Raw genomic sequence first — 17,266 nt, forward strand, 5'->3', positions numbered from 1 at the left:
GACCGACCACCTCAGGAAGTCTCTGTCATCTGCACAACCAATTGAATCGCGTCACCGTTGTCGACGGGCGATTTATGGTCCTACACGAAGCGGATCGTCGTCGCCTCCAATTGAATTAGTACGATAGAGCGATGTTGCGCCGATTACCTCGACGCGAGTTTGCGCAATAACGATTTCCGTGAGTCGATTTCAGAATGTCGGGCCTTTAAGAGCGCCGCCGATTATGCCGCCGCGAGCTTATGATACGCGTTTGCCGACTCCGTTTGAGTCTAAAGGCGGTTTAAATAGTCGTCACCGCCTTCAAGTTTGTTCTCTAAAGAGTCACCTTAGCATAGTTGCTCAAGTCGAAACGACTTAAACGAAAACTCCTGTTAGTCGATAACGTCGAAACTAGTAACCGAAACCGTTTTAAACAACGAGCGTAATCCTTCGGAGTTCTGTGATACTTTGCAGCAGTAAAGCACCCTTGACGATGACGACGATCGCCTCCAAATAACCGTGTCGCCTCGATACGAGTTTTGTTAAGCCGACGGCAACTGCCGAGGCGAGGCGAGCAAGTCACCGCCTACCGGTGCTCGACCGGATTTAGAGAACTATAACAAAAGCCGTCGCAACTACGATAAACAGCGGTGCAGTCGTGCCAGTGCCTACCAGCGAGGCATCCATAACATTTAGGCCAGCCACTATCTCATCTGCCGCATAGGGCGTGATCGTGAAGCGACCATCCGTGACCGTGCTGACGTGGCGACAAATAGCATCAACGCTGCCGAAAACAATATCAAGAGATTTAGGCCAGCTCGTGGCCATCCGCCACTGAACGAGCGGAGCGGAGCCGTCAACGGCAGCCGAATTGTTTTGAGCATAGCTCCGCTGTGCCAATAAACCTCCGCTAGCAGCAGTAGCAGTTCCCACGAAATGACGACGTTTCATAGTGTCTTGAGGCTTCCTAATGCGAGCAACAAATTTTGCCAAAGCCAATGATCAAAGCTGCAATAGCTGATTGTCCTCAAAAGCAAATTCAGCAAAGCTGAACTCGTTGATACGATTCCACTGAGAAATCTCTTGTTTGAACTTCCGCCACTGCTGATAAATTTGGCGGAAATCTGAGTTTGCCTCAGCCGTTTGCGCATAGTATTCGAGCGCCGCCGTATTAGCCGCCGCGAGAATTTCCGGGCTGTAAGACTTTAGCTGAGTGCCTTTAGCAATAACGCGTTTGAGCGCAGCTCCATTAGCCGCGTTGTAGCGAGATAGCATGATTAAGTTAACCTCCGCTGCTGCTAGGCGAAGCACATCCTGGTATTTAGCGGGCAGCTGTTGCCACTGCGCTAAGTTAACCAACACGTCTACTGTCTCTGAAGGACTCCACCAGCCAGGCTGGTAATAGTAGCTGGCAGCTTGGTCTAGTCCTAGACGCTCATCATCGTAGGGGCCAACCCATTCAACCGCTTCAATTTCCTGATTGGTTAAGGCCGCCACAATTTCATCAGCAGCTAGGACAATCACCTCGACTCCCAGCGATCGCATAATTTGTCCGCCCAGTCCTGGAATTCGCATTTTAAGTCCCTGCAAATCCGCTAGACGGTTCACCTCAGTATTGAACCAGCCACCCATCTGCCCCCCGGTATTGCCTGCCGGAAAGTTAATCACACCAAAGCCTGCGTACAGGTTTTGCATAGCCTCCAGCCCGCCGCCCTGAAAAAGCCAGGCATTCTGCTGCTGTGCCGTCAGGCCAAACGGAACACTAGACGAGAAGGCCAAAGCCGGGTTCTCTGCCAGGTAATAATGACTACTGGTATGGCCGCACTCAACTGTCTCAGCCGCCACGGCCTCTAGAACGGCCAGTCCCGAAGTGATTTCGCCAGCGGCGTAAGGCGTAATCGTAAACTGCCCTTCAGTAATAATGCTCACTCGCCGACAAAATAGCTCTGCCGCACCAAACATGATGTCTAGCGTCTTGGGCCAGCTAGTAGCCATGCGCCAGCGGATAGCTGGCGAGTCTGCCTGCGATCGAGAAGACGGTGTGGAGTTTGACCCAGTTTGCTGCTGACATTGGGCTAAGCCAAAACTAGCCACTCCGGCAGCGGCGGCTTGCGTGAATTGACGGCGACGCATAGATTTGACCAGAAACTATTACGGGTGGACTAGACGGAGCAAACCGACCTACTTGTATCTCATACAGAAATAACTGCCACCAACTGGAAATCAGCGAATTTACTCAGCTATAGTTTTCCCAACCATCCTGGGCAAATGACCGCCGCTGAGAAGTTCAGTAAAAACTTCATAGATGACGCTGTAGTTATCAGCTGCGTCTTTTTTACCAAAGTAGGCAAACCTAGTTATCTATTAAGATGGGTAAAGCCCTCTGGGATGGCTGCACTGAAGCGACAGCGTAACCCATGCGGATATTGGGTTTCGGGCCTCAACCGCAACCTACATTAAATTCCTGTTTAACTGTGCCTACCGACTCAAGCTCAGAGTCAATCATAGGCAGTTTATAAAATCTGGCTTGTACGCAAAGCTCTGAATTCTGAATAAAAATCTGATGCAGCAATCAGAGAATCTACGCAGGCAAGCCGACAAAACGTTTATGGCTTAGGCCCAATCTTCTTCCCTATGGCAGCCTTAGAAATACCAATCGGGGGATATACTAGGCCATAGACACAGTAAAAGAAACTTCATAAAGTAACTTTGATAGATATGGAGCAAGGAATTGATCTCCAAGGCACCTTCGTCAAAGCCTTGATAGACCTGGGGTTGCCCGCCGGCGCTGCAAAAGCTTTGTGGCTACCGTTACCCATGTTTTTGATTCTAGTTTCAGCCACCGTGAGCATTTTTGTCACGGTCTGGCTAGAGCGAAAAATTTCAGCGGCAGCTCAGCAGCGCATCGGACCTGAGTATGTAGGGCCGCTGGGTTCACTACAGGCAGTGGCAGACGGCTTGAAGCTTGTTCTTAAAGAGGACATTACCCCGGCGAAGTCGGATCCGCTGCTGTTTACTTTGGGGCCAGCGATCGTTGTCATCCCGGTATTTTTATCCTTCTTGATTGTGCCTTTTGGTCAAAACTTAGTGATCACCAATCTGGGAGTAGGCATCTTTTTATGGATATCTCTCTCTAGCATCACGCCGATTGGCTTGCTCATGTCAGGTTATTCGTCTAATAACAAGTACTCGCTGCTGGGCGGTTTGCGGGCCGCAGCTCAGTCCATTAGCTATGAAATTCCGCTGGCCCTAGCAGTGTTAGCAATCGTGCTGATGTCCAATAGCCTTAGCACGATTGACATTGTGCAGCAGCAGTCGAACTACGGCATCTTAGGCTGGAATATCTGGCGTCAGCCAGTAGGCTTTTTGATTTTTTGGATTGCGGCCCTAGCAGAAGCGGAACGCTTGCCTTTTGACCTACCAGAAGCAGAAGAGGAGCTAGTTGCTGGCTATCAGACCGAATATTCTGGGATGAAGTTTGGCCTCTTTTTTGTAGGGTCTTACGTTAACCTAGTGCTTTCAGCGCTGCTGGTAGCGGTTCTATATTTGGGTGGCTGGGATTTCTTTATTCCCGTAGAACTTATTTCTCGTTGGACAGGAATCAGCGAAAATACGGCTTGGCTACAGATAATTACCGCTTCTCTGGGCGTGATGATGACCTTGGCAAAGGCGTATTTGCTGGTCTTTTTAGCAATTCTGTTGCGCTGGACGGTGCCCCGTGTGCGCATTGACCAACTGCTCGATCTGGGCTGGAAGTTTTTGCTGCCCGTGTCTTTGGTCAACTTACTTTTAACGGCTGCTTTGAAGCTGGCTTTTCCAGTTGCCTTCGGCGGATGATAAGAGTCGTTGAATTTTTTGTTAGGTCAGAGTCTACATGTCAATCGTGTGGCTCAAACCAACAATTTTGTACACTGTAATCCCGTTGCAGAAGGGACTCTTTCAATAATGAATTTTCTTAAGCAAGTCGGTGACTACGCTAAAGGAACGGCCCAAGCCGCAAAATATATAGGTCAAGGGCTATCTGTGACGTTTGATCACTTACGACGGCGTCCGGTTACGGTGCAGTATCCCTATGAAAAACTGATTCCGTCAGAACGCTTTCGCGGTCGCATTCACTTTGAATTCGATAAGTGTATTGCCTGTGAAGTCTGTGTGCGGGTTTGTCCGATCAATTTACCCGTGGTGGACTGGGAGTTTGACAAAGCTTCTAAGAAAAAGAAGCTAAATCACTACAGCATTGATTTTGGCGTTTGTATTTTCTGCGGAAACTGCGTAGAGTACTGCCCAACAAATTGCCTCTCCATGACAGAGGAATATGAGCTGGCCGCCTACGATCGCCACGAACTCAACTACGACAACGTAGCGTTAGGTAGACTGCCCTACAAGGTCACTGAAGATCCGATGGTCACGCCTCTGCGGGAACTGGCCTACTTGCCCAAAGGCGTTATGGATCCGCATGAACTGCCTGGCAGTTCCCGGCGGGCGGGCAAGCTACCCCAAGAGATCTTAGAGGAGATGGAGGCTAAAGCAGGTAAAGAGGAATCTGCGGATACTCAGTAAGCGTAGCCTGACGTCACTTCTAGAGCATCAATTAGCAAATAACTTTCCAGCTATCTGTAAGGAGTCAACGGTTGTGAACTTAGCAGAAGGAGTGCAGATCGTCTCGTTTATGCTGCTAGCGGCAATGATGCTAGTGGCAGCCCTAGGCGTGGTGCTATTAGAAAATATTGTCTATTCGGCTTTTTTGCTGGGGATGGTTTTCATCAGCATTTCGGGCCTCTATGTTCTACTGAATGCGGGCTTTGTCGCGGCAGCGCAAATCCTAATTTATGTGGGAGCGGTCAACGTCTTGATCCTGTTCGGGATCATGCTGGTGAATAAGCAAGAAGCCTTCAAGTCCATGCCAAATGCCTGGGTCGGCAAGCTGACTACGGCTGCTGTTTGTGCTGGCTTGTTTACGCTGCTCAGCTCAATGGTGGTAGCGACACCTTGGGATATTTCTTCAGAAGTTGCAGCCGGCGATCGCTCAGTCATCCTGATTGGCGAACACTTTTTCAGTGACTTCCTGCTGCCTTTTGAACTGGCTTCAGTCCTGCTGCTCATGGCGCTGGTGGGCGCGATTATCCTAGCGCGGCGGGAATACCTGCCCGATGAGCTACCTGAAACAACGGCAGAAGTCTTCAAGCTGCCCGAAAAACCGCGAGAGCTGGCTGCGGCTAGCACCGCTAAATCAGAGCGCAGCAATTAAACTCCATAACTGCTGTATAAACTGCTGTATAGAAGATTAAGGGCTTACAAATTAACCATGACGCTTCAATATTATCTGCTGCTGGCTGCCGCTCTTTTTTGTATTGGCATCTACGGCCTAGTTACCAGCCGTAACGTCATTCGAGTTCTGATGTCTATTGAGCTAATGCTGAACGCGGTCAACCTCAACCTAATGGCTTTTTCTAACTTTTTAGATCCACAAGGGGTGACCGGGCAGGTATTTGCTGTGTTTGTGATCACGATTGCAGCGGCTGAAGCGGCGGTTGGCCTAGCTATTGTGCTATCGATTTATCGCAATCGAGACACGGTTGATATGGAGCAGTTTAACCTGCTGAAATGGTAGGCTGACTGGCCTGGGGAACTAACCTTTCCAGGATCGGGTAGTGCATGACTTACAGTACAGCCCCTGTCAGATCTGATAGGGTCTTGCCAGTGGTGAATTGAAGCCTAGCAAATCGTGCAGTTAAAGCAGGTCATTATTGTTCATAAAGCTGGGAATCGTCTCAGTCAGAGCTGGGCTGAAAAATGTGCTAAGCAGCTAGAGGCACGGGGCTGCAAAATTTTGATGGGGCCTAGCGGCCCTAAAGATAATCCCTACCCGGTTTTTTTGGCCTCTGCGACCCAGCCGATCGATCTGGCCGTCGTGCTGGGAGGAGATGGTACGGCCCTGGCGGCGGCGCGTCACCTGGCCGCAGACGGTATTCCGATTCTGGCCCTCAACATCGGCGGACATTTAGGGTTTCTGACTGAGTCCTCAGACGTTTTTGACGACTTTTCGGAAATTTGGCAGCGGCTGAGTGAAGATCGATTTGCCGTGGAGCGCCGCATGATGTTACAGGCGCAAATTTTTGCGGGCAATCGCACCAATTTAGATCCGGTGAGCGATCGCTATGTAGCGCTCAACGAAATGTGCATCAAGCCCGCCTCTCCCGATCGCATGATTACCTCCATCCTTGAAATGGAAATCGACGGTGAGGTAGTCGATCAGTATCAGGGGGATGGCCTGCTAGTCAGCACGCCCACAGGATCAACCGGCTACACGGTGGCCGCTAATGGCCCCATTGTGCATCCTGGCTTACCTGCCATCATTGTCACTCCAATTTGTCCCCTTAGCCTTTCTAGCCGTCCGGTTGTGATTCCTCCTGGCTGCGTCGTTAGCGTCTGGCCTCTGGCAGATACTGAACTCAACACCAAGCTGTGGATGGACGGGGTCATGGCTACCGCAATTTGGCCAGGGCACCGAGTTGATATTCGCACGGCTGAATGTACGGCTCAGTTCATCATCTTAAGAAAGAATCATTCCTACTATCAGACTCTCCGCAACAAGCTGCAGTGGGCCGGGGCCAGAATCAATTACGCCAACAATCACCGCAACTAGCGCTGGGCTGGCCCTGTCGGTCACCGCTCTCGCAGCTGCAGCAGGATTTCAGTGTGTACCTGGCGCGTGATGGGATAGTAGTAGGCAAAGATGAGGCCAACCGCAATGGCGATCGCTGAAATCGGGCCGATAATAATGCGAATCGTCCAGAGCGCCGAGTCAGGCTGAATTACAGCCGCTTCATCTGCAGAGGTGGCAATATAGCCAGCCCAGGCTAAGACCTGACTGGTAATAAAGATGGCCAGCGCAATCCCCATTTTTTGCAAAAAGACAACTGAGCTATAGAAAAGTCCTTCACGCCTTTGGCCGGTGTTAAGCTCGTCAAAATCCACTACATCGGGCAGCATTGACCAGGGCACTAGATACACGGTAGCGGTGCCGATGCCCGCGAGCACGCCTAGGCCGTACATCCAGCCTATCTGTCCTGGCTGAATTACAAAGAGCCCAATCTGAGCAACCACGATAAAAGGCGCGCCCAAAAAATAGAGCGTCCGCTTATCGCTGTGGCGACCAATCCAGTTCCATAAAAACGTCGCCGCTACGGCAGTTGCTTGAACAACCAGAGCCATCCAGACAAAATGAGACTTAGACAGCCCCATCCAGTCCACCACAAAGTACAGCAGCACCACAACTGAAATTTGCACCCCCGTCCACGAGAATAAATAGAGGCCCGCTACCCATAAAAAAGGGCGATTGCTGGCCGCAATTCGCACCTGCTGCCACAGGGGCAGGGTGGTTGCGGTGGCCATTTGAGGCCGATACTTTTGCACGAGGCGGTAGCGCTTATAGGTGCCCGCTACGCAGCCTAAAACGGCCAAAATCACCAAGACCGCACTGCCCAACCCAAGTAGCTGATACTGCCGCTCTGGCTCAGCTATCTGGGTAAAGAGAATCTGCGCCATAGCCAACGCAAAAATGCTGCCCCCAATGCTAAAAGCAGATTTGAAGCTAATCAGGGTAATCCGCTCATCGTAGCCCTGCGTTAGCTCCGCCGCTAGGGCAGAGAAAGGCAGCATGACGCAGGTAAAGCCAGAATAGGCCAGGATGGAAGCGGCAACGTAGTAAGCAAACAGCCCCCACTGACTAGTAGTCGCTGGTACACGCCAGCACAAGATACAGGCGATCGCTAGGGGAATAGCCCCTCCCAGCATCCAGGGATAGCGCCGACCTAACCGCGATTGGGTATGGTCGCTGAGCCAGCCAATCACCGGATCGCTCAGCGCATCCCACACTTTGCCGAGAAACATAGCGCTGCCTGCCAAAATGGGGCTAAGACCGGCGACGTTAGTGAGAAAAAAGATCAGAAAAAGAGCTGTCGTGCTGGAGGGAATTGCACCGGCAATTTCACCCGTTCCGTAGGCTAGGCGCGTCGTCAGATCGAGCTTTTCGGTAATTGGCTGAGCCGTCCCCTCCAGGCTGGGCGATCCCATATTGGTGTTGATGCTCCGAATAAAACAGGCTAAATACAGTTTGCCCTTCTTCTAGAGTGCCAGAGATAGATGAGATCTTGGCCGTTTGCTTTGAGAAAGTCACGTTTACGCCTAACTGAGTCGCGCTAAGGCTGAGCAAGCCGCTAGTAGCAGAGCTGACATCTGACGGTTTACCTAAGCTGTTTATCGACAGACAGGTCATTGAGAGGCTCGACGAACTGTGGTCGGGCCTGCTGGCTTTGCTGCAGCGCGGCCTGTAGCGCCGTCCAGTTCTGAGCAGTTATATGTTCAATCATTTGATCAAGCTGCTGGCGATAGCCGTGTAGAGCTTGCAGCAGAGCTGACTGGTTAAACTGCGCCATCATCAACCCCAGTTCTGGATTGCCGCCGCCAACGCGGCTAGTGTCTCTAAATCCGGAACTGGCTAGCTGCTGGGCTAGCTGTAGAACGGCAGCATCAGTTTCACTAAGGCAGGCTTGAATCAGCCCTGAACTGATCATCACAGGTAAATGAGAAATCCAGGCCACGGCGCGATCGTGAGTTTCAGGCGCACAGCGATAGGAATAGCAGCCTAAAGCCTCAACCACGTCTAAAACCAAAGCCATCGCTGCGGGCGGGGTGAGAGCCGTGGGGGTCAGGACATAGGGGCGCTGGTTAAACAGCCCCGCCTCCGCTACCGCAAGGCCCGCTGTCGCCTTTCCAGCCATAGGATGGCCGCCCACGAAGTTGGGCCAAACGGCACTAGCGGCCTCAACGATATGCGTTTTCACAGACCCGACATCTGTGATCACTGCCGAATGGGGCAAAACCAGTGCGAGCTGCTGGATGGTAGGGGCGATCGCGGCGATGGGCGTACAGACAAAGATCAGTTCAGCAGCGGCAACCGCTTCTAAAGATGTAGCAGCCGCGTCAACAACCCCTCGCTGCAGGGCCAGATCGCCTGTCTCAGCCCGACGGCTAATGCCAATCACCTCATGCCCCTGCTGCCGCAAATCTAAACCTAACGACCCCCCAATCAAACCCAAGCCAACAATTCCAATCTTCATGAGCAAAAATCCCAAAAATCTAATTCACGCTTCTCAGAAGGGCATGATAAGGCTCAAAGTCTCCGTAAGCACGCCATATTTGGCACAACGAACCCAGTTAACAGCCTCAGGCGATCGCTCCGGCTGAACTTTTCTACTCAGAATTCAGGCTCTACCGTTAATCGCAGGCGTCATGATGAAGGCCGAGGAACTATTAGAAAAATACGCTGCCGGACAGCGTCATTTTGAGGCAGCCCACTTAAACGAAACCCATTTAGTAGGCGCAACGCTAACCGAAATCAATCTCAAACGCGCCCAGCTCAACGTTGCCAATCTCAGCAGCGTTAATTTCAGCCGTAGCGATTTGAGCTACGCTCATATGAACGTCACTCGCCTCAGCGGTGCAAATCTAAGTCAGGCAAAACTGATTCAGGCCAGTCTCAATGTCTCAAATTTGATTCGCGCTATTCTAGTGGGCGCTGATCTCAGCGGTGCCTCTCTAATTCGGGCAGAACTGCTGCGAGCTGAGCTGAGCAATGCCAACCTGTGCCAAGCAAACCTGAGTGAAGCCGATTTGAGAGAAGTACGTCTGCGGTGGGCCAACTTGATGCAGGCAAACCTCGGTCGCGCCGACCTGCGCAACAGTATTTTAACGGCAGCTACGCTTAAGGCCGCTGACCTGCATACAGCCAATCTGAGCCGCGCCGATCTCAGCGGTGCTGTTTTAGTTGAGGCTAATCTCAGACACGCCAATCTGCGCTCAGCTAAGCTAGTCGGGGCCAATCTCAGAGGCGCTAATCTCCGCTGGGCTGATCTAAGCGGTGCCGACCTGCGCGAAGCCGATCTCACTGACGCCAAGCTTAGCGGCGCTAACCTCACGGGTGCTAACCTTTCCCAAGCGGACTTGTATAACACCAGTCTGGTTCACGCAGACTTAAGTCAGGCCAACCTGATTGCGGCCACCTGCGTCAACTCTAATCTGACGGCAGCTACCTTGACCGGCAGCAAGATACACGAAGTTGTTTTTGCTGAACTTAAAACAGCAGATTTGTCCTGCGACTGGGTTGATCTAAGTCCTACAGGCGATCGCAGTCAGCTACATCATTTTGCCAATTCCAGTGAGGCCGAGGGCTTTTTCGATCGGATACCGCCCCAGGTCCTTATCCATCTTGATGCGGCTTTAACACCAGCAGCGCATCTGAGTCTAGCTAAAGCCTACAACACAATTTCTCAACGCTTTCATCTGCTCAAGCAGCCACCCAATATTCTCATTCATAGCCGCAAAACAACCCTGACTTTTCAGCTACAACAAAATAAAGATCTTTTTGCCCTGGCTTATCTAGCGGCTCTACCTTTTCAAGATTATCGGGCGGTTGAAAAGAATCTCACCCATCTGATGCGGGCGGCTGAGCTGGAACTCTCTTCCAGCAGGCCGCTGCAGCCCTATGTGGCCAATCTAGCCCAGGAGTTTACCAATTTGGTGCAGCAGGCAGAAAGTACAGAATTTTTAAGCGCAGCCCAGCTGCCAAACTGGAAAGTACCGATCCAGCTCTGTCTGACAAACTCTAATCGACAGTGGCTGGAAGTTTATCAAAATTCCCGCTTTGGGGTGCGGGGGCCTCAACAAGACGACATGGGCTTTGCCATCTATCCCCGTCAGCATTTAACGCCTGCTTCCCTCAGCGTTATAGCGTTTATCCGGGAGATGCATCAGTCTCTCTCTGCCTGCCATTAACTGTTTCAAAGCCAGCAAAGAGCGCGCCTCAGCGGCTCGGTGACTACCTGCCTGCGAAAGGCTTATGCCACAATGGAGTTCATTGTGCCGTTTAATGTCACTACATTCGTGATTGAAGCAGAGGTCCATCAACGGCTGAGAGCCTTTTTAAGAGAGCAGGGCGAACCTTATTGGCCCCACCATCTGACAATGGCGCGGCTGGTCGCCAGGGCTTTCCGCTTAGGCCGTAGTGCGTTAATCCAAGCCGGTAGCTCATCGGCTTATCATGGACGCCACCGTTTGAGCTATCTCATGCCCAGCTTACTGTGGCCGGGAGCGGCTATTTTGGTCCTGCCAGAGGCGGTGCAGCAGCGCATTCTGATGGTGGAAATTCCGCGTCTGCGCCAGTGGATGCCAGCGACCAAGCCAGTTCAGGTAAGCGATCGCTGGCCTGACGAAAACTATCGGGGATTGTTGATCACCTCACCTGAAGCCTGGCTAAGCGATCGCCTCGGCGCTCAGACTCAGTTCCCTAGCAACATTCCGGTCCTGATTGATGGCGCTGATGATTTAGAAGCCTGGATTCGCCAGCAACTTACCGTCAATGTTGCTGGTGCCGATTGGGATAGTCTGATGCTGGCCTATCCTGACTGCCAAGACACCATTCGCGACATTCGAGTACAGCTTACCCGCACCATTTTCCAGCATCCAGAAAACCCCTATAGCTGTTACCTGCTAGAGCAGCCCGAACAGCAGGCCATCGGCCAGCTTTATCAGAGCCTGCAGCAGTCAATCACAGCTACAGAGCCGCTGCAGGCAGGAATGCCCATTCGCTGGCAGACATTTTGGCAGCAGTACTGGCAGCCCCACAAACTGATTTGGACAACCGTTAATCGGCAGCAAGGACAGTTTTGGCTGCACTGCGGCCCAGCCGAAATTAGTCCAACCCTGATGAAGGTTTGGGATCAGCAGCCTGTAGTGCTCATTGGCGCGGCTATGGATTTAGATACCCAGGCTTCTACCTACCGGCAGCGTCTGGGGTTAGCAGATTTAACCTGTCTCAAGTTTTCCCTAGATCGCCAGCAGGAAGTAATTCAGCTCTATCTGCCCGATCGCCTGCCTTTGCCCAACACGCGAGAATTTCAGTTTGCCCTGCGCCAGGAAATTCGCCAGCTCTTGACCCGCACAGCAGACAGCTCTGGTTTGAGTGTCATCCTGGTAAGCGATATGCCCCTGCAGTATCAGCTCGGAGCAGATTTGGCGGCTGAGTTTGGTTCTAGAGTCCAGGTTGAAAAAACCTGTCTAGATGACAATGGGGTGTTGGTGGCTAGCTGGCAGTTCTGGAAAACACACCAGCATTTGCTGCCTGCTCCCCAGCTCTTAATCATCACTACTTTACCGATTCCGTCATTGGAAAATCCGGCAGTCGCTAACCGAGTGGCCTTTTATAAGCGACAGCGCCAAGACTGGTTTCGGCTCTATTTGCTACCAGAGGCGCTTTCTGAACTACAAAGGGCGATCGCTCCAGTCCGAGAGCGGCAGGGCATTGTCGCGCTGCTAGACAACCGAGTTAACTATCGCAGCTATGGCAAGCAGGTTATTGCCGCTTTAAGCCCTGCTGCCCGCACCAACTATATCGATGTTAGCTGGTTGAATAATAGCTACAGCATCCTAGACTAGAGGTAGGATAGCTAATTTTCTCAGCAATCTTCGGCCTGAGTCGGAGTAGGCACAGATACTAATAGGTTATTTAACTATGGGAGAAGCCAAGCGGCGCCAAGAAAAGCTAGGCGAAAAATACGGTCAAGAGAAAAATATTTTGCCCTGGCTGCCAATTCGTAAAAGTCAAGCCGATCAGTTTGTTAAGTGGTCTACTAGAGGAGCTTGGGCTGGCATTGGCCTGATGATTGTCCTCTGGCTCCTGATTCGCTTCATCGGACCGGGCTTTGGCTGGTGGGAAATTGTTGACTAAAGCATGAGCTTTCTTATCGGTTTGTTGAAGTCTGTCTACAGTCTCAGGTCAAGTCTGTAGTTTTTAGGCTAGAACTAAGTGGGCACTCGCGCAGACAGCAGTGAATCATCAAAATATGATTGTCACACTAGATACTGACCTGACAGGCTATCAAACGTACTTTAAAGCAGAAGTTTTCAAGGAAAACGAGGTCATTGGGTGATCTAAGCAGTACGTTTCAGTGGGTGCACAATTGCAAAGTAACAATGTAAGCCAAAAAATTAAGAAAAAATTAAGCTTAAGGCTTACAATAGAGTGTGGTGATCCAGGAGGACAAGCATGTTCATTCGACTTGCAGAACAGCATCGCCAGCTAGTTCAAGATCTGGTTATGAACTTGCAGGCTCTGGCTATTGTATTAGAGAATCAGGGCTATTTAGCGTCTTGCTATACCTGTGGAGGGCAGATGAACAGCGCTTCCTTCATGGTAAGTCTAGGTGATAATCACCTTATTCGCTTCTTAGTCTCAGACTACGGTATTACTTGGACAGAGATGCGAGATGATCGCGAACTGATGAAGCTAGAAGGGGCAGAAGCCATCAGCCAATTGCAAGAGCTAGCTAATTTAGTCAAGTATCAGATCAATCCCTCCGACTATTATTTGGCAACGCTGCAGCAAGCATAAGCTGCCGTTTAGCGAAGCCAGCATCTTGCCCAACCACCCTAGTCTTTGTCTCTGAGGGCAGCCGCAGCAGAGTTAATCCGCCCTGCTGCCTAAATTGGTGCGTCTTGCTAGCTCACTAGCCGGTGCGGGATCAGCAGACGGGAAAAACGGTATTTTATGATACATTAGATACCTGTGGTTCACAAGTCCGCGCGAGCTTATGCTTGCCGCGCCAATACCCTCCATAGCAATGGTTGGCCGGTTCCTGTGACTGCTTAGACTCTGCTTTGGAAAATTTTCTTTTCTGAGATGAAGTAAAGCTCTATGGCTTACGCGATCAAAGCCGGTACTGGCTGGCAACACCAGTTTGTTCAAACTAATCAGGTCAGGCTCCACTGTGTGACCCAGGGTGAGGGGGAACTGGTCGTTTTGCTACATGGATTCTTGGAGTTTTGGTATTCTTGGCGACATCAGATTCCGGCGTTGGCCAAGCAGTTTCGAGTTGTGGTTCCCGACTTGAGAGGCTATAACGACTCTGACAAGCCTACAGGGGGATACGATCTCGATACCCTGGCACAAGATATTTATGGACTAATTCAGGAGCTGGGCTATAGCCGGGCTCACATCGTAGGCCATGACTGGGGCGGAACGATTGCCTGGCATTTTGCCCATCGTTTTCCCCACGCTCTCGATCGCTTAGCCGTGTTGGGCGCACCGCATCCCGAACAGTTTCGCCAAGCCGTTGTCAACAACTTTGATCAGCTCAAGCGTAGCTGGTATCTTCTGGCTTTACAGGTGCCGGCTCTCCCAGAATGGCTGATTCAGCAAAACCTGCGCAACTTTTTAACCAACGTGTTTCAGCGGCAAGCAGTCCGTAAAGGGGCTTTCTCGACTAGGGATACGGAACTATATCAGGCTGCATTGCAGAAGCCCGGTGCTTTAACAGCCGCTATGAGCTACTATCGTCAGTTCTTTGCGCCGCAAACCTGGCTAAAGCTTTGGCATAAGTCTCCCCTTCCTGTCACATCACCAACCCTAATTCTTTGGGGTGAGGAAGATAACTTGCTGAGTCATTCTCTATTAGAAGGGCTAGAGAAATGGGTTTCTGCGCCGCTACAGCTAAAGCAGGTTCCCAACTGTGGTCACTGGATTCAACAGGAAGTTCCGGTCACGGTCAGCCGAGAGCTGTTCAGTTTTCTGTGCACTGATTAGTCTAAACGGGTATACTGCTCAATATCAATTAACAATTTTGCCTGATATTGTTGATTTAGTTGAGCTAAGCATTTAGGCATCTGCAGGTAATAGTTTTACCCCAGGCTGACATTGGCTATGTAGTTAAGAGTTGTCTGACACCTGCGATAGCTGCAGATTGAGCTGGTAGCTGGTTGAAGCCACATTTAGGGTGCGACCCCGTAGACTGAGGCGAAGAGCTTTTTCAGCCATTTAGCTGAAACTCATCGCTAAAACGGCTGTTTTTAAATTAAGTTTACGGAGTTGATGCCATTGATCAGGAAAGCTTAGTGGTTACTGCTTATGCTTTGGGTCACAGTGAGTATCTCGGTTAATGTCAAACTCCTACTTTTCATCTGATTTTTCAGAAGATATGCGGCTTGCTTCTCAAAGTAATCGAGAAGTCCAAGAACGGCTAGAGCTCTTTCAGATATTCTCGAAAATTTACAGCCACCATCGAACTCTGCTGAACGACATTCTAGACTTAGAAAGCTCTGGTGGTAAGTCTTTGGCTCGATTGGGCCTGTTTTACTACATGCAGGGGGTAGTGCTAGAGCAAGGGGCTTATCTAATCACAAATCTGCTCGATGGTAAAACTCGCGCGCTACAGCAGCCTAGTCATATCTGGACGATTGGTCGCGATCCGCGTCAAGTGGCTATTATTTTGCGCGACAAACGGCTCTCTCGCTGTCATGCTGCCATTCAATACATACCGCAGCGCGGCTTTTTTCTCTCTGATTTAGAGAGCCGTAACGGTTCTTTTATCAATGGAGAACGGATACATCAGCAGCATTACTGTTTGAGCGATGGCGATCGCCTGCGTTTAGGCAGCATCACTTTCAGCTTTTTTATCTGCAATGACTTCCAATCAGTAGATCCGCCCACGGCACACTGCCGTCAGATGCTGCAAAACAGTCCAGGATTGCCTGCGTTATCCCCCAATGCCAGCGATCTTGACGATACAGACGAAGCGACTTTGGAAGGGACTTCCCCCCGTCTGCTAGATGAAACACTACGGCTTCCTTGGGATCGTCCTCTTCAATAACTTGAAACTGCCACAGTTGAAAGTCAACGTGAGCAACGGCCAATTTGGTTAAATTGATTTCAACTGCCAAGCCGCGAAATCTTACAGCAGACTGACCAGCGGCCAGGTTGTTAAAACAAAGATGACAACGGCAGCGATCGCTAGCAAGCCATCTACTAGATTGCCCAGTAGCGACCCTACCACCGTCCCCACGCTGGCCTTCAATGCCACCCGCACCCGCTCGCCTGACTCAAGCTGGCCCCGATGCAAATACTCGCCAATAAAAGCGCCGATAAAAGGGCCAAATAAGGCTCCTAGCAGCGGCCCGCCAAAAGGCAGCGCTGGCAGCAGCCCAACAACCCCTGCCACTAAGCCAATAATCGCGCCGAACATGCCCCAGCGACTAGCCCCAAACTGTTTAGCCCCCCAAAAAGTGGCTAAAAATTCAACTGCTGCGCTCAGAATAAGCAGCACAAAAACCACCACAATGGCCCAGGTAATGCCAGCAAAGTTGGTTGCCAAAGCCCAGACTAAAATTGAAACCAAAATTAGGCTGGCTCCTGGCATTCCCGGAATCAGCTCACCAATCGCCCCCACCAGCATGACGGCGACCAAAATCCAATACAGTAAAGCGAGATCCATCGTCTTACCTCAAAATCGGTTAGGGCAGTCGCGGTTCGACAAATTGGTCAAATTCCTGATCGCCTTCCTCTAGCTCCGGCGGCACGCCGCTAGGAAAATTCTCGTCAATCAGCTCCTCTAACCGCTGGATCCGGTTATCTGGATTTGGGTGGGTGCTCAAAAATTCTGGCGGGCCACCCGCCTCTCTGGCCTGATTGAGAATCGCCATCAGCTCCACAATGCCTTCTGGGTTATAGCCTGCTTCCACCATAAACTGAAAGCCCAAGCGATCGCTCTCTAGCTCATCTTGTCGCCCATATTGCAGGTTCACTAGCTGATTGACCGCCTGGGCTAAAATAGCCGCCTGTCGCGCCTGATCGGGGCTATCGCTGACGGTAATTCCCACCACGTTCACTAGCAATGCTCCAAGCTGCTGCCGAGCCAAATGCTCTGCGCCATGACGGGCCACCACATGACCCACTTCATGCCCCAGTACCCCCGCTAGCTGAGCCTCGTTTTCTAAACGATCCAGCAGCGCTGCTGTAATAAAAATTTGCCCCCCCGGCAGCGCAAAAGCGTTGGTGGTTTCAGTATCTCGCAGCAGGTGAAACTCGAAGGGATAAGGAGACTGATCGGCTTCTGACTGCTGCACTACCGACTGCCCAACTTGATCAATATAGGCTTGCAGTTGCTGATCGGGATATAGGCCGCCATGCTGAGCCATCATTTCCTGGCTGGCCTGCTGTCCTAAAGCTATTTCCTGTGCCGGCGTCAGTTGAATGCGCTGCTTTTCATCAGTAATCGGATTATCCGAAACGTTAGTAAAGTAGTTGAGCAGGCCAAACAGCCCAAAGATCAGACCGATGACCAAGCGAATGAGAAGTCTGCTCACGCCGATTTTAAATTGACACAACCTGGCGCAAAGTATACGACACCCTGCTGCTTCCTGGATCCGTCATAGGGCAGGTCAACCGCTAGGGAAA

17 protein-coding genes are annotated in these 17,266 nt (G+C 51.1%); 11 read left to right on the forward strand and 6 right to left on the reverse strand.

Annotated features, from left to right (window positions below):
* Positions 1 to 585: 585 nt before the first annotated feature.
* Complete coding sequence (locus tag QJQ48_RS00740) at positions 586 to 930, reverse strand: hypothetical protein (protein ID WP_346289258.1); 345 nt, start codon at positions 928 to 930, stop codon at positions 586 to 588.
* Positions 931 to 981: 51 nt separating this feature from the next.
* Positions 982 to 2,112: a TRAP transporter substrate-binding protein gene (locus QJQ48_RS00745; RefSeq protein WP_346289259.1), complete on the reverse strand. Its 1,131-nt coding sequence runs from the start codon at positions 2,110 to 2,112 to the stop codon at positions 982 to 984.
* 585 nt (positions 2,113 to 2,697) lie between these two features.
* On the opposite strand from QJQ48_RS00745, the gene nuoH reads away from it, so the two are divergent.
* The 5 genes from nuoH to QJQ48_RS00770 all read left to right on the forward strand — a co-directional run bounded on the left by nuoH (position 2,698) and on the right by QJQ48_RS00770 (position 6,625).
* On the forward strand, positions 2,698 to 3,816 hold the full coding sequence (nuoH, locus tag QJQ48_RS00750) for an NADH-quinone oxidoreductase subunit NuoH (RefSeq protein ID WP_346289260.1): 1,119 nt from the start codon (positions 2,698 to 2,700) through the stop codon (positions 3,814 to 3,816).
* Between the two features lie 108 nt (positions 3,817 to 3,924).
* A complete protein-coding gene (ndhI, locus tag QJQ48_RS00755; protein ID WP_346289261.1) occupies positions 3,925 to 4,539 on the forward strand; it encodes an NAD(P)H-quinone oxidoreductase subunit I in 615 nt (204 codons plus the stop codon).
* Between the two features lie 73 nt (positions 4,540 to 4,612).
* Positions 4,613 to 5,227: an NADH-quinone oxidoreductase subunit J gene (locus tag QJQ48_RS00760; RefSeq protein ID WP_346289262.1), complete on the forward strand. Its 615-nt coding sequence runs from the start codon at positions 4,613 to 4,615 to the stop codon at positions 5,225 to 5,227.
* Between the two features lie 57 nt (positions 5,228 to 5,284).
* Positions 5,285 to 5,590, forward strand: a complete 306-nt coding sequence (nuoK, locus tag QJQ48_RS00765) for an NADH-quinone oxidoreductase subunit NuoK (RefSeq protein WP_346289263.1) — start codon at positions 5,285 to 5,287, stop codon at positions 5,588 to 5,590.
* 114 nt (positions 5,591 to 5,704) lie between these two features.
* Complete coding sequence (locus QJQ48_RS00770) at positions 5,705 to 6,625, forward strand: NAD(+) kinase (RefSeq protein WP_346289264.1); 921 nt, start codon at positions 5,705 to 5,707, stop codon at positions 6,623 to 6,625.
* A 20-nt stretch (positions 6,626 to 6,645) separates the two neighbouring features.
* On the opposite strand, the gene QJQ48_RS00775 is transcribed toward QJQ48_RS00770, so the two are convergent.
* Positions 6,646 to 8,055, reverse strand: a complete 1,410-nt coding sequence (locus QJQ48_RS00775; RefSeq protein WP_346289265.1) for an MFS transporter — start codon at positions 8,053 to 8,055, stop codon at positions 6,646 to 6,648.
* A 170-nt stretch (positions 8,056 to 8,225) separates the two neighbouring features.
* Positions 8,226 to 9,101: a prephenate/arogenate dehydrogenase gene (locus QJQ48_RS00780; protein WP_346289266.1), complete on the reverse strand. Its 876-nt coding sequence runs from the start codon at positions 9,099 to 9,101 to the stop codon at positions 8,226 to 8,228.
* A 172-nt stretch (positions 9,102 to 9,273) separates the two neighbouring features.
* Between QJQ48_RS00780 and QJQ48_RS00785 the strand changes: the two genes are divergently transcribed.
* From QJQ48_RS00785 to QJQ48_RS00810, 6 genes are all read left to right on the forward strand, one after another.
* On the forward strand, positions 9,274 to 10,815 hold the full coding sequence (locus tag QJQ48_RS00785; protein ID WP_346289267.1) for a pentapeptide repeat-containing protein: 1,542 nt from the start codon (positions 9,274 to 9,276) through the stop codon (positions 10,813 to 10,815).
* A gap of 39 nt (positions 10,816 to 10,854) precedes the next feature.
* A complete protein-coding gene (locus tag QJQ48_RS00790; protein WP_346289268.1) occupies positions 10,855 to 12,474 on the forward strand; it encodes a helicase C-terminal domain-containing protein in 1,620 nt (539 codons plus the stop codon).
* A 76-nt stretch (positions 12,475 to 12,550) separates the two neighbouring features.
* Positions 12,551 to 12,766, forward strand: coding sequence for a DUF2839 domain-containing protein (locus QJQ48_RS00795; protein ID WP_346289269.1), 216 nt, complete (start codon positions 12,551 to 12,553; stop codon positions 12,764 to 12,766).
* Positions 12,767 to 13,084: 318 nt separating this feature from the next.
* On the forward strand, positions 13,085 to 13,429 hold the full coding sequence (locus QJQ48_RS00800) for a DUF1815 family protein (protein ID WP_346289270.1): 345 nt from the start codon (positions 13,085 to 13,087) through the stop codon (positions 13,427 to 13,429).
* Positions 13,430 to 13,732: 303 nt separating this feature from the next.
* Complete coding sequence (locus QJQ48_RS00805) at positions 13,733 to 14,620, forward strand: alpha/beta fold hydrolase (protein ID WP_346289271.1); 888 nt, start codon at positions 13,733 to 13,735, stop codon at positions 14,618 to 14,620.
* Between the two features lie 391 nt (positions 14,621 to 15,011).
* Positions 15,012 to 15,683, forward strand: coding sequence for an FHA domain-containing protein (locus QJQ48_RS00810; RefSeq protein ID WP_346289272.1), 672 nt, complete (start codon positions 15,012 to 15,014; stop codon positions 15,681 to 15,683).
* 81 nt (positions 15,684 to 15,764) lie between these two features.
* Here QJQ48_RS00810 and QJQ48_RS00815 read toward each other — a convergent pair whose 3' ends face one another.
* Together QJQ48_RS00815 and QJQ48_RS00820 are read right to left on the reverse strand one after the other, a co-directional pair.
* Complete coding sequence (locus QJQ48_RS00815) at positions 15,765 to 16,304, reverse strand: DUF456 domain-containing protein (protein ID WP_346289273.1); 540 nt, start codon at positions 16,302 to 16,304, stop codon at positions 15,765 to 15,767.
* Between the two features lie 19 nt (positions 16,305 to 16,323).
* Positions 16,324 to 17,175, reverse strand: coding sequence for a M48 family metalloprotease (locus tag QJQ48_RS00820; protein ID WP_346289274.1), 852 nt, complete (start codon positions 17,173 to 17,175; stop codon positions 16,324 to 16,326).
* Positions 17,176 to 17,266: the final 91 nt, after the last annotated feature.

Source organism: Sphaerothrix gracilis Ecp01 (genome assembly GCF_030405905.1).
Classification (GTDB): domain Bacteria; phylum Cyanobacteriota; class Cyanobacteriia; order Phormidesmidales; family Phormidesmidaceae; genus Sphaerothrix; species Sphaerothrix gracilis.